The organism is Oceanidesulfovibrio marinus, assembly GCF_013085545.1.
In the GTDB taxonomy this organism is placed as follows: domain Bacteria; phylum Desulfobacterota; class Desulfovibrionia; order Desulfovibrionales; family Desulfovibrionaceae; genus Oceanidesulfovibrio; species Oceanidesulfovibrio marinus.
Map to the genome: position 1 here is coordinate 1682022 of NZ_CP039543.1, position 13775 is coordinate 1695796.

Below are 13775 nucleotides of genomic sequence, written 5' to 3' on the forward strand. Positions count from 1 at the left end.
CCAATCAGGAGAGATTGAAATGACTAAACAGCTTCTTCAGGGAACAGTTACGGCAGCTTTCAACCCGGTCGATCAGGATGGCTCGGTCGACCAGAAGATGCTCCGCTCGTTCTGTGATTTTCAGATCGACAGTGGTGTGGACGCCCTTTTCGTCAACGGGTCCACGGGCGAATTCGCCGTTCTTTCAATCGAGATGCAGAAAACCGCCATCAAGGCGTATGTTGATGCTGCGGACGGCCGAATTCCAGTGGTCGCGCATGTCGGAAGCACCCGGCAGGATGAAGCGTTTGATCTGGCCAACTATGCGGAAAGCCTTGGCGTTTTCGGAATAGCCGCGGTCCCGCCTTTTTACTACGGCTTTGATAAGGACGCGCTGACCACGTACTTCGTGACTCTCGGCAAGTCCGCACCCAACACCCCGCTGTACCTTTACAACTTCCCCGCAGCAGCGCGGAACGACCTTACCCCTCAGTATCTGATGGAGCTCCGCAAGGTCTGTCCGCAGCTGGCCGGCGTGAAGGACACCACTCAGGACTACTGCCGCTATGTAGACTACGTGGACCTTCTGGGCAGCGACTTCAGCTCCATGATGGGCAGCGACGCCATGTACCTGGCCTGCATGATTATCGGCGGCACAGGTGCAATCTCGGCCCTTGCCGCGAGCAACCCGGAGATCATGGTGGGCATCAAGCGAGAGTACGAGGCCGGCAACCTGGACGCCGCGCGCAATCTCCAAAAGCTCGCCTCCCGCCTGCGCCACGTCTTTAACCGTCCGGCAGGACAGACTCGCCGCAAGCAGGTCCTGGCTTTGCGCGGCATTGCCTTCCCCGATCCGCATGCTCCCATGCGCAGCCTGACCGAGGCTGAGAAAGCCGAGATGAAGGAAGAGCTCCGCAGGCTGGAAGATGAGTTCTCCGTGCCTCTTCTCAAGCCGGTCGAGGCTTCCAACTGAGAACAATCGTGAGCCCGGTGCAGTGCACGTCCGGGCATGCAACACGCTGATATCGCATCCGGAGAGAAGATGAGTTTCACGTTCAAAGACACGAAGTACAGAAGTGCCAAGGTGGTCAATGGAGTGACCCGCGGAGGCCCGAGGGCGCATCTGAAAGGCCTAGGCCATACGGCTGAGGAGTTCGGCAAGCCGTTTATCGGCATTGTAAACTGTTTCAACGAGATGCACCCCGGCCATATCCACTTCGACCGCATCGGAAAGGCCATTCGCGACGGTGTGCAGCAGGCTGGGGGCGTGCCTTTCGAGTTCCATACCATCAGCATTTGTGATGGCTTCCTTCAGGGCCACATAGGCATGTGCTACTCCCTGCCGTCCAGGGAGATTACGGCGGATTCCATCGAGATCATGGCCCAGGCCCAGCAGCTGGATGGATTGGTGTTCATTTGTGGTTGCGACAAGACCGTTCCAGGCATGCTCATGGCGCTGCTGCGGTTGAACCTGCCCTCCATCGTGGTGACCGGCGGCCCCATGTTGCCTGGCCGGGTCAAAGGGCAGGAGTATGCAACGTATGAGCTCAAGGAAGCGGCGGGCCGCCTGAAAAGCGGGCAGATCACCGAAGGCGAATTCTTCGAGCTGGAAGACGCGCTTTCGCCCGGGCCCGGCTCCTGCGCAATGATGGGCACGGCCAACTCCATGTCCATTGCCTCGGAAGCGCTGGGGCTGACCTTGCCAGGATCGGCCACGACACACGCCGTAGAGGGCAAGAAGATACGCATGGCAAAGGAAAGCGGCAGGCGCATCGTGCAGCTCGTTGAGGAGAACCTCCTGCCTTTGTCCATTGTCACGCAAGAGGTGCTGGAAGGCGCCTTGCGCGTGGTCATGAGCGTGGGCGGATCCACGAATACGTCCATCCACTTCCCGGCGCTGGCTTACGAGGCGGGCCTCAACCTGACGCTCGAAGACATCGAGCGCATCAGTTCTTCCACGCCCTATATCTGCAAGATCAAACCGTCCGGCTCCCACACGCTGCTGGATCTCAACGATGCCGGCGGCATCCCGGTGGTCATGAAGGAGCTGTCTTCCATGTTGCCCCTGGACCGGATGACAGTCACCGGCAAGACCTTCCGGGAGAACATCGAGGCATTTGCGAACAGCAACAAAGAGGTGATCCGACCCATAGCAAACGCATACATGAAGCAATCCAGTCTGGCGGTTCTCAAGGGCAATCTCGCGCCGGAAGGGTGCGTGATCAAGCAGACCGGCATTTCGGAAAAGATGCGCAGGCACACCGGCCCGGCTCGTTGCTTCTCATCCGAGGAAGAGGCCACGGAAGCGATACTTGAAGGCAAGATCAATGCCGGCGAGGTGATCGTCATCCGGTATGAAGGTCCGTGCGGCGGCCCTGGCATGCGGGAAATGCTCACGGCGACATCAGCGCTCATGGGCGTGGGCCTCGGCGAATCTGTCGCGCTTGTCACAGATGGTCGCTTCTCCGGTTCAACGAGAGGACCGTGCATTGGACATGTCTCCCCCGAAGCCGCACTAGGGGGGCCGCTGTGCGCCGTTCAAGACGGCGACTCCATCACCATCGACGTGGACGGACGATCCATCGAGCTGCATGTCGACGACGATGAGTTGCAGCGGCGAATCGAAGCAAACACTTTCACACCGAAACCGCAGGCCGGAAGTGGGTACCTGAAGCGGTATTCGGGCGCTGTGTCCACAGCAAAATATGGAGCAATTTTGAAGTAGGCGTAGTTCTGGCGAAGAACATGCAGTCTCGAATGATGGCTGGCACCATGCCGGCCACAAGCAGAGGAGACGTTTCATGAAAGCCTTGTTACGTGTGTTCCTGTTGGCGGCATCTGTGCTGATGCTTTGCTCACCGGCGATGGCCGACTATCCCGAACGGACCGTCACGCTCATAGTACCTTTCAGCGCCGGCGGAGGCACAGACTCCGTGGCGCGAGTGTTCGCTCCCCTGTTGGCCGACGCATTGGATGCCAACGTAATCGTAAAAAACGTGGACGGCGCTTCCGGCACCCTGGGAACGGCAGAAGCAGCCAAGGCCAAGCCGGACGGCTACACCCTGGGCTTCATCCCGATTGGTCCCATGACCTGCCAGCCGAATCTGCGCAACCTGCCGTATAGCATCGACTCTTTCGATGCCATTGCCAACGTGACTTTGAGCCCGGTTCTGTTCTACACGGCCAAATCCGCCAAGTGGAACTCCATGCAAGAAGTCATTGCGGACCTGAAGGCCAACCCCGGCAAGTATCTCTATGGCTCCTCCGGCCCTGGCGGCATGCCGCACGTGGCCTTGGCCGCTACCATGGAGGCTCTGGGGGTGGATGTGAAACACATGCCTGACAAGGGCACCGGTCCTGCCATGAAATCCCTGGCCAGCGGCGTGATCCAGTTCTACGCCGATACGCCTCCCATCCTCCAGCAGTACGATGTAAAAGCCCTGGCCGCCTTCACCGAGGAACGAATCCCGTCCTTGCCGGATGTCCCCACCATGAAAGAGCTCGGCTACGACCTGCAGTTCTCAGTCTGGCGCGGCATCTTCGCACCCAAGGGAACCAGCCCCGAGATTATCGAAAAAGTAGCCGCAGCGAGCAAAAAGGCTGTGGAATCTCCCAAGTTCCAGGAAATGGCCAAGAAGTTGAAGACAGATCCGAAGTACATGGGCCCGCAGGAGTTCTCCAAGTTCGTCGCATCAGAGTTCACCAAGAACGGCAAGATCCTCGAATCCGCCGGGTTGAAGAAATAAAAGCGATACGCGTTGCGGGGGCGTTATGGAACGCCCCCGCTTCCGAGGAGGAGCCATGTCACGAAGGCTTATAGAATTCATGTTCGGGGGGGTCATGATGCTGCTCGGTGTCGCGTTCATGATCCACACGTTCGACTCTGCTTACAAGGTGATGGGGATAGGTGCGCAGGTCAGTCCCATTTTTTATCCTCGCATTCTTCTTACAGCATGGCTGCTGCTATCAGTCGGAATATTGATCGAAGCGGCCTTCAAGAAAGGGAAGTCCAGCAAGGACTACAGTTGGAAAAATGCCCTGCTGATGTTCCTGTTGATCGGCCTGTGCGTAGCTGCGATGGAGTATATCGGCTTTCTCTTGTCGACCGTCGCCTTCTTTTTCGCTTCGTGCCTCATCTTCGGTTACGGAAGGTACTCCGTCCTGCTCCCCGTGGGCATCATCTTCCCTGTTGCTCTCTGGCTCATCTTTGTGGAGGTGCTCAAGATTCCTCTGCCAACGTCGATGTGGTCTTACTGGATGTGATTCATGGATAATGTCATTCACGCTTTCACGCTCGTAGCATCTTTCGAAACGGTTTTGGCCCTGGTCTTCGGCACGTTGTGGGGAATCGTCGTTGGCGCGCTGCCCGGATTGGGCTCGGTACTGGCCATTACCATCTGTCTCCCCTTCACCTATACAATGCATCAGGTCCCGGCCATCGCCATGTTGCTTGCGATTTATGGCGGCTCGGTCTACGGCGGCATGATTTCCGCTATCCTGATCAACACGCCAGGGACACCGCAATCAGCCGCCACGTGCTTTGACGGTTATCCCATGAGCCAAAGGGGGGAGGCGGACAAGGCCTTGGGATGGTCTACCATCGCCTCCATCATCGGTGGCCTGCTCTCGTGCATCGTCCTCATTTTCGCAGCGCCGCAACTTGCTGCGTTCGCGCTGCAGTTCGGTCCCATCGAGACCTTCGCGCTCATTTTGCTTGGGCTCACCTGCATCGCCAGCATCTCCCGAGGCAGTATGTTCAAGGGCTTGCTCGCCGGCGTACTGGGGCTGTTCATGGCCATGGTGGGCGCCGACCCGATCACAGGGGATTTACGCTTCACTTTCGGCAGCTTCGAGCTGTCCGGCGGTTTCAGCCTTATCCCTGTCGTTGTGGGAATCTTTGCGCTCTCCGAGGTCTTCGACCGAATTGCGCAGAAGAACGTAGACACCTTCAAGGCTATCGCCGTATCCGGCATCAAGCTGCCCACATGGACCGAGTATCGCCCTCGTATCTGGGTGACCATCAAATCGTTTCTCATTGGCACCGGCGTCGGCATTCTGCCAGGTACCGGCGCCGCCACAGCCGCGTTTCTGAGCTATGCTGAAGCGAAACGATCCTCGCCCAGGCGGGACAACATGGGGCACGGCGAGCCCGACGGCCTTGTCGCTTCAGAGGCCTCGAATAACGCGGTGACGGGCGGCGCTCTCATTCCCACACTGGCTCTGGGCATACCAGGCGACGCCGTGACGGCCGTCATGCTCGCCACCCTGACAATCCACGGCATCACCCCTGGCGTACGCCTCATGCATGACAACCCGGATGTGGTCTACGCCTCGTTCCTGACACTGATTCTAGCCAACCTGTGTTTGCTGCCCTTCGGATATATCGTATGCAAACTGTTCGCGCGGATACTTAAAGTGCCGGAGCAGCTCATGCTCGCGATGATCGTTATCTTCTGCCTGCTCGGAGCATACGGAGTTCGCAGCAGCTTCTTCGATTTGTGGGTGGCCTTGGCCATGGGCATGCTCGGCATGGCCCTGCGGTACATGAACGTCTCTCTGGCCGCCCTGGTCATTGGGCTGGTGCTCGGTCCCCAGTTCGAGATGAGCCTGAGGCAAGGCCTCGTGGTCACAGATGGACGTTTTTCCGGCTTTTTTACGGGACATCCCATCGCCATGGTTCTGTTCTGCGTGACCATTTTGATGGTCTGCTGGCCGTTGATTCGACGCTTCATAGGCAAAGGAAAGCCAAAACCCGAAATGAAGAGCTGCGCGGAAGCACTCACAGTGGGTGCGGAGGAGCAGTCGTAAACACTGTCGCGCACTCCCTGAGCTGGCCCCGAAAAGCAAAGCTCTCTGGCGGGGAGTGTTTGGGGAAAAGCCCCCTCATGCAGAAGTTGCCGGGAGCCTTATTATATATGAAGCCCCGTTCCGGTCGTCCGGAGCGGGGCTTTGTTATGGGTCGGACGCGTACTCGAGGGGGGCAGACCGAAGCGCTTTTCTTGGCCTCATTCGCATGGCCTTGCCGTAACGCAAGACTGTATGGGCGCCATAGCAAACCGTGAAAAACGCAACGCGCGTCACACCCGGAGGCAGCGCTGCAAGCTGACATACTATGAAATTGATTGAAGTGAAGCTGTTAGAATTATTTAGCAAATGGTACCAAAAATGGTACTTCTGCCTGCCCAGCGAGAACAGAAAAAGGGGCTATGGCGATACACCATAACCCCTTAAATTTCCTGGAGCCGACGAGGAGACTCGAACTCCTGACCTGCTGATTACGAATCAGCTGCTCTACCAACTGAGCTACGTCGGCGGATGGGAGAAGCCTTGTATAGCAACGTCCTGCATAGCGTCAAGGGATTATCGCACTCTCGGCCATGATTCCTTACGCCGCCGGGTTCTCCAAGGCGGGCGGGGATGGGTGTCCTGCGCCGCCTACGTCCTCCAGGCAGACAATGACCGCGTCGGCCTGCTCGTGATTCAACACATGGCTCTTGCCGTCATTGGTGCGCAGATTCCAGCGCGTGCGTCCGTCCTCGGTCAGCAGACGGGCGCCCATGTGAACCTGCTCTCCGGGGCTGACGCCGGCCTCCATGGCCGGCATGCCCGTGCGCTCCACAGTGCCCCCCTGCCCTTCGCGCAGCAGCGACGCGGGTACGAGGGACCCGGCGACCACAAGCGGGCTCGGCGGTATGGGCTCGCCGTGCGGATCGATCTCGGGATGCTCCAGTAAATCGTCGAGGTCGGAAATGGTTGTGGGATCGTGCTTGTGCTCCAGCTCCTCCGCCCGTTCGTGCAGTTCCTCGGCCGGCGTGCCCACATGCTCCAGGTATGTTTCCCACAGCCGGTGCGCGCGCAACAGCTCGATGGCCTTGGCTTTGCCAGGGTCGGTCAGCACCAGTTTCCCGTCTTCGAGCTCGGCCATCTTCTGGCGCTGCATGGTCTTGATCGCGCGGGGCACCAGCCGCGGCCTGTCCACGCGCTCGCGTATCTCGGAAAGCTCCATGACCCCGTCCCGGCGTGCGGCCAGGGCCAGAATGTCCTCGATGAGCTGCGGCGGCACCCCGTGCTGACGCCGCCACCGCGCCATCAGTCCGTACCGCGGCGCAACAAGCAAGACCACGAGGAACTGGAGCGTGCAGAACAGCATGATTGCGCCGCCGCCGGAGGCGTCGAGCAGGATGCAGAGGTAGAGGCCGCCGACCACGCTGGAGGTGCCAAACACGGCGGCGAGGACCATCATGCGCTCCAGCCTGTCCGAAAGCAGATAGGCCGTGGCGGCCGGCGTAATGAGCAGCCCGACCACCAGGATGACGCCCACCATGCTCACCGCGCTGACCACCACGAGGGAGACGCAAGTGGTGAGCACATAATCGAGCAGCACCACAGGCACGCCGATGGCCGCGGCCATGACCGGATCGAAGCTGAGAATCTGGAAGCTGCGGTAAAACAACAGGAGAATGGTGAGCACGAGCCCGCAGGTGAATGCGGCCACATAGAGGTCGGCATCGCCCACGGCCAGAACGTCGCCCATGATGAAGTGCATCAGGTCAATATGAATGTGCTGTCTAAAAACTGAGACAAGCACGACGCCCGCGGCAAAGACGCCCGTGTACATGATGCCGATGGAGGCGTCCTCTTTGACGCGGCTCACACGCGCCACGAAGCCGATGAGAAAGACGGTGATCACGGCGGCAATGAGCGAGCCGAGCAGCATGCCCGGGGCATACGCCTCCAGGCCGAAAAGGAGCTTCATGCCCAGGTAGCCGCCGGCCACGCCGGCGATCATGGCGTGGGACAGCGCGTCGCCCAGAAAGGCCATGCGCCGCAGCACCACCAGGGAGCCGACAACGCCCGAAACCACGGCCACCAGGATGCCGCCGAGCAATGCTTTCTGAAAGTACGTTTCCCCAAGGGGGCCCAGCACTGCATCCAGAATCATGCATGCCCGCCGCAGGCTTCTTTGTCTTCTTTCCTGGACTCGCCCATGCGTGTGAACACCTGCAGCCGCCCTTCGTATACCTGAGCCATGAGATCTTCCTGGAGCACGGCCTCCGGCGGTCCGTACGCATAGAGTCGTTTCTTGATGAGCGCGAGACGGTCGAAGTACTCGGCCGCCGTGGCCAGATCGTGGTGCACGACCACCAGGGTCTTGCCCGCTTCCCTGGCCGTGTGCAGCACGTCCAGGATGGCGCGTTCCGTGGCTGCGTCCACGCCGGCAAAGGGCTCGTCGAGGAGCAGCACCTCCGCCCCCTGAGCCAGTGCGCGCGCCATGAACACGCGCTGCTGCTGCCCGCCGGAGAGCTGGCCGATCTGCCGGTCGCGGAAGTCGGACATCCGCACCATCTCCAGCGCCTCGTCCACGATGCGCTTGTCCACCGGCCCCGGGTCCCGCCACCAGGGGATTCTGCCGTAGCGGCCCATCATGGCCACCTGGCCCACAGTGATGGGGAAGTCCCAGTCCACGGCCCCGCGCTGGGGCACGTAGGCCACCAGGCCCTTGGCCTTTTCCGCCTGCCGGCCCAGAATAGACACGGCTCCCACGTCGCGTTTCACAAAGCCGAGAATAGACTTGATAAAGGTGGATTTGCCCCCGCCGTTGGGGCCTATTACACCGACGAGCAGGCCCCGTTCAATGGTCAGGGTGACGTCGAAAAGTACGGTCTGCGTGCCATAGCTCACCGTCAGGTGATCCACTTCGATGGCCGGTCCTTCGGCCGACATGGGTCTAACCGCCATGGGCGTCCTCCTCCGGCGTTGCCGGCTCCACCCGAAACGTTCCGCGAACGACACCGCCCGGTTCCGACCAGAGGGTTTGTTCCGCCACGGCTGTGCCGTGTCGCAGCAGCCGCATCCGCACGGCTTGCTGCTGCGGCATCCCCTCCTCTCCAAGCGGCGGCGCCGCCTCCACCAGGTACTCCGTAACGCCGGGGCCAAGTCCCGGCGCTGGTTGCAGCACGATGGAGCCAGGGAACGCCCCACCGCCGTCATATGTATAAAGGACATGGCCGTTCAGCGAAACGACCAGCCCGCTTCTCGATACAGGATCATCCGCCAGCGCATAGGGGTCCGGCGCGGGCGAAAATGTGGGTGTAATCTCCAGGGCGTAGCCTGCTGCATACCCCGTCGCGTAGCCTGTCGCGTTGGACTCCTGCTGCGGCGCAACGTGAACCGCCACCTCCTGCACGGTTGCCGGCTGAACCGGCCGGTCACGCATGACCAGAAAAAGGCCAAGAGCCCCCGCAATAACGGCCCAGATCAGTGCGACGCCGAGGAGCCGCATCTACTGTCCGTCCTTTGCCGGGACCAACAGCGCGCGAACTATGGTCAGCGTGTTCTCGCGCATCATGCCCAGATATGTCTCGCCGGCCGAGTCCTCCTCGCCCATGGAGTCGGAGTACAGCAAGCCGCCTATGGCCACCCCTGCCTCGGCGGCTATCTGCCGCAGCAGCTTGGGGTTCACGCTGGTCTCCACGAACACGGCGCGGGCTCCGCTCTCCTTCAGGGAGTTCACCACCCGCAGCCGCGAGGACGGCGTCATGCCGCCGCCCACCTCCGATCCTGTGGACCAGCCGACCGGGGCGAGGCTCAGGTAGTCGTTGCGAGGGTTGAAGCGGAAGGCGCGGCAGAAGTAGTTGAAGGCGTCGTGGCTGGTGACCAGCACACGCTCCTCCGGCGGAATCTGCGAGAACTGGGCGCGCATCCAGCCGTCCAGCACGCGCAGCTCGGAAAGATAGAGCCGGGCCCTGGCGCGGTAGTTGTCGGCGTGGGCCGGGTCGAGCTCGGAGAAGGCGCGCTCGATGTTCTTGACGTAGACGGCCGCGTTGGCCGGGTCGAACCAGGCGTGCGGATCTTTTACGTTGCGGCCTTCGTACTCCATGCTGAGCGGGGTCATGCCCTCGGTGCAGACCACCAGGGGCTTGCCGGCGTCCTTGGCCAGCTTGGCCATCCAGTTGTTGCCTTCCAGATGCAGGCCGTTCTGCACGGTGATGTCGGCGCCGGTGACCAGGGCTACGTCGCCCGGCGTGGGCACGTAGGTGTGCGGGTCGGCCCCTGGCGCCAGGATGCAGTGGATCACCATGTCGTCGCCGGCCACCTGCCTGGCGAAGTCGGCGACCTGCGTGGTGGAGGCCACCGCCACATATGTTTTGGCCAAAGCGCGGCACGGCAACGCCGCAACAATGAGGGCTGCGATCCAGAGAAAACAGAGGAGCGAGAGTAGTCGGCGGGAGTTCATGGCGCCTCGTACCATACGGCATTGATTTTTACCAGCGCGGGACGCGGCTTCGGGCTTTCCATGCGGTACTTTTCAGGACGATCGAGCCCGATGGGGTTGGTTTTTGTGCGAACTCCTGGTAAGCATCGCCTTGCTTATTACAAATTTCACAAGCACGGCACACATGATCGGACGCCCTTCCGGCGGACCCGCCAACGGGAAGGACGCTCCTTTGTCATCAACTGTCAAGGAGAAGCGCATGCCTCAGCCGGTTCGCATCGAGCCAGACAGGGAGTTCATCAATGAACTCCGGGAAGCCGGAGGCGACACGCTCAAGCGGTGCTATCAGTGCGCCACCTGCAGTGTGGTCTGCCCCCTCGCTCCGGAGGACAATCCCTATCCTCGAAAGGAAATGATCTGGGCCCAATGGGGTCTCAAGGACAAGATTCTCGACGATATCGACATCTGGCTCTGCCACAACTGCGGCGCCTGCTCCGATTATTGTCCACGAGGCGCCAACCCCGCGGAGCTCCTGGCCGCGGCGCGGAACATCACCTACAAAAAGCTCACCAAGCCCGCCATTCTGGGCACCTGGATGAGCTCGCCGAAGCACCTGCCCAAGCTCATCGCTATCCCGGCGCTGCTGTTCCTCATCATCTGGGCGATCTCCACCGGGCTCTCCATTCCGGAAGGCGAGATCGTCTTCGGCAAGGTCTTCCCCGGCGACTACACCATCGACCCCGTGTTCAGCCTCGCGTTCTTCTTCGTGTTGTTCACGTTCTACCGCGGCGTCACCAAAATGTGGAAAGGGTTCAAGGAAAAGACGCCCACCACGTTCTTTGTCGGCCCCTATAAGAAGCCCAACTTCTTCGAGGCAGCCAGAGACGTGGCCCTCGACGAGATCGTCACCCACCGCAAATGGAAAGAGTGCGGCGACGTGACCCAGGCCGATGAGCAGAAGTTCAAAGGCCACTTCCTCGTGTTCTGGGCCTTCATTGCCCTGTTCGCGGTCACCACGATCGTTTTCCTGGGCCACTGGGGCGGCAAGGTCATGCATTTCATCGCGCCCATGGGTCACACGCCGATGCACCTGCTCAACCCGGTCAAGCTCCTGGCCAACGCCGGCGCCATCGCCCTTGTCGTGGGCCTGTGGTTCCTCACCAAGCGGCGGCTGGACAAGGATCGTGAGAAGGACTCCTCGTCCTACTACGACTGGTATCTCCTGGGCGTGATCTGGGCCGTCGCCATCACCGGCATCCTGAGCGAGCTTCTGCGCCTTGCCGATGCGGCGTCCCTGGCCTACCCCATCTACTATGTGCACCTCGTGGCGGTCTTCATGCTCATCGCCTACCTGCCATGGTCCAAGCTGGGCCACCTGGTCTACCGCACGACGGCGCTCATCTTCACCCGCATGACCGGACGCGTCCCGGCGCCTCCGGTGCAGAAGAAGACCTTCGAGATATAAGGACAACCCTTTTCCATTGTTTCAAGCATATCCTTAAGGAGGACCAGCAGCCATGGCCGACGCCAGAAAGATTTTCTCCATGAGCACTTTCGCCGCTTACATCAAGGGCGTGAATAAAGAGGCCCAGTCCGCGAACATCAAAGAGATGCTGGAGCATCTCACCGGCCGCGAGATTGACGCCGACATGCAGCCCTTTGCCGAGGCCCTCGGCAAGGCTTACGTGTACGAGCAGCATCCCGAGCTGGCCAAGATGAAGGGCAAGGAAGTCCTGAACATGGGCGACAACGTCTCCGTGACGCCCATGCCCGCCGAGGCCAAGGCCGAGGCCGACGCCGTGTTCGCGCGCATCGAGGGCTACAAGAAGACCCTGGACGAGCAGGCCGCCAAGATCAAGGAGCTCGAGGTCGCCAAGGCCGAGTTCGAGACCAAGGCCACCGCGCTCGAAAAGGACGTGGCCGAGTACAAGGGCAAGGTCGAGGCTTTCGAGGCCAGCGCCAAGGGCGAAGGCGACAAAGTCATCGTCACCTCCCAGCAGACCGTCGAAGAGTACATCGGCAAGGTCAACGAGCTGCTGGAACAGATTGAGAACGTCAAGAAGCACGGCGTGGTCACCGTGGCCGCCGGCGACGGCGGCGCTGCTGCCGCTCCTGCCGAGGCTGCTGAAGAAACCGGCGGCGTGCCGGACGACTTCGGCTTCGGCGCCTCCGGTTCCGACGGCGACGGCTTCGGCTTCTAAAGTAGCATCCTATCAGCCGCGCCGCGCGCAGGCGCACCGATCATACTGCCAGGCCCCTGGACCTTCCCGGTTCGGGGGCTTTTCTATTGCGCGATTTCTAAGCCCCCTGCCTTCCCCGCCGCAATCGCCCGTTCCGCCCTGGCCTTCAACTTTTGGCGAACCTTGGGCGCGCAGATCGCGGCTCACCGCCCCTACTCCTGGCAGACTGCATGCAAAGCGGCAGCGCCTTTTTCTGCTCCTATCTGGTGTTCAACAACCAATCAGCCTGTTCAAACATGACCAACAACTACCTGCCCAGTTTTATCATAATTATCTTGCCATGTAATATAATTTCACATATTGTTCAACAAACAATCCACAGGGTTGATCAACAACATGGCCAGCAGCAGCGAATATCTTAGTCTCCGGGAGATTGGACGTCGGTTGAACATTCCGCCGTCGTCCGTTGCCTACTATAAGGACCGCTTCTCCCAGTTCATACCGCAACAGGGCGGTTCCGGCCGCCGAATCCGGTATCCAGCCGACGCGATACCCGTATTCAAGGAGATACGGCATATGTTCAACAACAACTATTCTGCGGAACAAGTGGAGCGTGACCTTGCACGTAAGTTCTCCCCCGTGTGCGACCTCCCCCACGGCCAGGCCGAGCCGCAGAGTGTTGCCGAGCTCGCCGGCGTGGTGGAGAAGCTCTCCGGACTCCTCGACACGCAGGCGCTTTTCCGCGCCGAGATAGACTCCCTGCGCGGCGAGCTATCCACTCTGAAGGAGGAGAAGGAGCGCATCGAGGCGCGCTACCGGGACGAGATTGCCCGGCTCGAGTCCGAGGTGGAGGCCCTGCGCGCGGAACGCGCCGCCATGTTCGAGGAGATCTGGGAGCGCATCGACCGCAGCGCCGATGCTGGCGCGAAACGTAGCGCCCGGCCCGGCGCCGGCTTCATGCAACGCCCCCTGGTGGTGACCAACGACAAGGGCGAGTACCTGGGCGTGGCCGGCAAGCACGGCCATTTCTCGCTGCAGGAGTTCGTCCGCATCGTGCGCGGCAACGCCGGCGACTCCCAACGGCAGGTGGCCATGCGCTGGACCGCCGCCGGGAAGGACGGCTACGTGCTCACGCTGACGACCAAGGACCCGGCAGGCCAAGGGCACGAGCACGCCATCGAGCTGCAGGAGACCGTTACGCCGAGTGGAAACCGGGTGGTGCGCATCGCCAAGCTGACTATCGACGGCAATCCTGTGCCCGACCCCTTCCTGATGGTGCTCTTCCGTAAAATTCGCGACGGCTTCGATGTGTAGCAGAAATCATGCATCCCAGAGGCTTATAGATTGTCGTGAGCCCAACCATACGACAACATGCCGGAAACATTGGGCTATGCCGTTTA

Annotated in this window: 12 protein-coding genes, 1 tRNA gene and 1 pseudogene; 9 read left to right on the forward strand and 5 right to left on the reverse strand. The window is 60.7% G+C overall.

Annotation, left to right across the window (positions count from 1 at the left end; genetic code table 11):
• Window positions 1-19 precede the first annotated feature (19 nt).
• From E8L03_RS07575 to E8L03_RS07595, 5 genes are all read left to right on the forward strand, one after another.
• Window positions 20-952 carry a dihydrodipicolinate synthase family protein gene (locus E8L03_RS07575; protein WP_171266995.1) on the forward strand — a complete coding sequence of 311 codons (933 nt, stop codon included), beginning with the start codon at window positions 20-22 and terminating at the stop codon, window positions 950-952.
• Between the two features lie 69 nt (window positions 953-1021).
• On the forward strand, window positions 1022-2704 hold the full coding sequence (ilvD, locus tag E8L03_RS07580; RefSeq protein WP_144233834.1) for a dihydroxy-acid dehydratase: 1683 nt from the start codon (window positions 1022-1024) through the stop codon (window positions 2702-2704).
• 76 nt (window positions 2705-2780) lie between these two features.
• Window positions 2781-3725: a Bug family tripartite tricarboxylate transporter substrate binding protein gene (locus E8L03_RS07585; RefSeq protein ID WP_144233833.1), complete on the forward strand. Its 945-nt coding sequence runs from the start codon at window positions 2781-2783 to the stop codon at window positions 3723-3725.
• Between the two features lie 55 nt (window positions 3726-3780).
• On the forward strand, window positions 3781-4242 hold the full coding sequence (locus tag E8L03_RS07590) for a tripartite tricarboxylate transporter TctB family protein (RefSeq protein WP_167512316.1): 462 nt from the start codon (window positions 3781-3783) through the stop codon (window positions 4240-4242).
• A gap of 3 nt (window positions 4243-4245) precedes the next feature.
• The gene (locus E8L03_RS07595; protein WP_171266996.1) at window positions 4246-5787 is read left to right on the forward strand and encodes a tripartite tricarboxylate transporter permease; all 1542 of its coding nucleotides are present in this window, start codon (window positions 4246-4248) and stop codon (window positions 5785-5787) included.
• Between the two features lie 429 nt (window positions 5788-6216).
• Here E8L03_RS07595 and E8L03_RS07600 read toward each other — a convergent pair.
• The 5 genes from E8L03_RS07600 to E8L03_RS07620 form a co-directional block, all read right to left on the reverse strand.
• Window positions 6217-6292, reverse strand: a tRNA-Thr gene (locus tag E8L03_RS07600).
• Window positions 6293-6364: 72 nt separating this feature from the next.
• Window positions 6365-7921, reverse strand: coding sequence for a metal ABC transporter permease (locus E8L03_RS07605; protein WP_171266997.1), 1557 nt, complete (start codon window positions 7919-7921; stop codon window positions 6365-6367).
• Complete coding sequence (locus E8L03_RS07610) at window positions 7918-8718, reverse strand: metal ABC transporter ATP-binding protein (protein ID WP_244963687.1); 801 nt, start codon at window positions 8716-8718, stop codon at window positions 7918-7920. Before E8L03_RS07610 ends, E8L03_RS07605 begins: the two co-directional genes overlap by 4 nt.
• Entirely contained in the window at window positions 8708-9262 is a 555-nt protein-coding gene (locus E8L03_RS07615) for a hypothetical protein (RefSeq protein ID WP_171266998.1), read from the reverse strand. The genes E8L03_RS07610 and E8L03_RS07615 overlap by 11 nt, the downstream gene beginning before the upstream one ends.
• The gene (locus E8L03_RS07620) at window positions 9263-10216 is read right to left on the reverse strand and encodes a metal ABC transporter solute-binding protein, Zn/Mn family (protein ID WP_144233830.1); all 954 of its coding nucleotides are present in this window, start codon (window positions 10214-10216) and stop codon (window positions 9263-9265) included. It lies immediately after the preceding gene.
• 238 nt (window positions 10217-10454) lie between these two features.
• Between E8L03_RS07620 and qmoC the strand changes: the two genes are divergently transcribed.
• The 4 genes and pseudogenes from qmoC (at window position 10455) to E8L03_RS07635 (ending at window position 13689) form a co-directional block, all read left to right on the forward strand.
• On the forward strand, window positions 10455-11660 hold the full coding sequence (gene qmoC / locus E8L03_RS07625) for a quinone-interacting membrane-bound oxidoreductase complex subunit QmoC (protein ID WP_144233829.1): 1206 nt from the start codon (window positions 10455-10457) through the stop codon (window positions 11658-11660).
• A gap of 52 nt (window positions 11661-11712) precedes the next feature.
• Window positions 11713-12396, forward strand: a complete 684-nt coding sequence (locus tag E8L03_RS07630) for a hypothetical protein (protein WP_144233828.1) — start codon at window positions 11713-11715, stop codon at window positions 12394-12396.
• Between the two features lie 375 nt (window positions 12397-12771).
• A pseudogene (locus E8L03_RS21190) lies at window positions 12772-12930 on the forward strand (MerR family transcriptional regulator); the annotation flags it as partial.
• Window positions 12931-12951: 21 nt separating this feature from the next.
• Complete coding sequence (locus E8L03_RS07635) at window positions 12952-13689, forward strand: host-nuclease inhibitor Gam family protein (protein WP_235896490.1); 738 nt, start codon at window positions 12952-12954, stop codon at window positions 13687-13689.
• Window positions 13690-13775 lie beyond the last annotated feature (86 nt).

Excerpts from the sequence above, each read along its gene's own strand:
- E8L03_RS07575 (WP_171266995.1), top strand. The coding sequence starts at position 20 with ATGACTAAACAGCTTCTTCAGGGAACAGTTACGGCAGCTTTCAACCCG.
- ilvD (WP_144233834.1), top strand. The coding sequence starts at position 1,022 with ATGAGTTTCACGTTCAAAGACACGAAGTACAGAAGTGCCAAGGTGGTC.
- E8L03_RS07585 (WP_144233833.1), top strand. The coding sequence starts at position 2,781 with ATGAAAGCCTTGTTACGTGTGTTCCTGTTGGCGGCATCTGTGCTGATG.
- E8L03_RS07590 (WP_167512316.1), top strand. The coding sequence starts at position 3,781 with ATGTCACGAAGGCTTATAGAATTCATGTTCGGGGGGGTCATGATGCTG.
- E8L03_RS07595 (WP_171266996.1), top strand. The coding sequence starts at position 4,246 with ATGGATAATGTCATTCACGCTTTCACGCTCGTAGCATCTTTCGAAACG.
- E8L03_RS07605 (WP_171266997.1), bottom strand. The coding sequence starts at position 7,921 with ATGATTCTGGATGCAGTGCTGGGCCCCCTTGGGGAAACGTACTTTCAG.
- E8L03_RS07610 (WP_244963687.1), bottom strand. The coding sequence starts at position 8,718 with ATGGCGGTTAGACCCATGTCGGCCGAAGGACCGGCCATCGAAGTGGAT.
- E8L03_RS07615 (WP_171266998.1), bottom strand. The coding sequence starts at position 9,262 with ATGCGGCTCCTCGGCGTCGCACTGATCTGGGCCGTTATTGCGGGGGCT.
- E8L03_RS07620 (WP_144233830.1), bottom strand. The coding sequence starts at position 10,216 with ATGAACTCCCGCCGACTACTCTCGCTCCTCTGTTTTCTCTGGATCGCA.
- qmoC (WP_144233829.1), top strand. The coding sequence starts at position 10,455 with ATGCCTCAGCCGGTTCGCATCGAGCCAGACAGGGAGTTCATCAATGAA.
- E8L03_RS07630 (WP_144233828.1), top strand. The coding sequence starts at position 11,713 with ATGGCCGACGCCAGAAAGATTTTCTCCATGAGCACTTTCGCCGCTTAC.
- E8L03_RS07635 (WP_235896490.1), top strand. The coding sequence starts at position 12,952 with ATGTTCAACAACAACTATTCTGCGGAACAAGTGGAGCGTGACCTTGCA.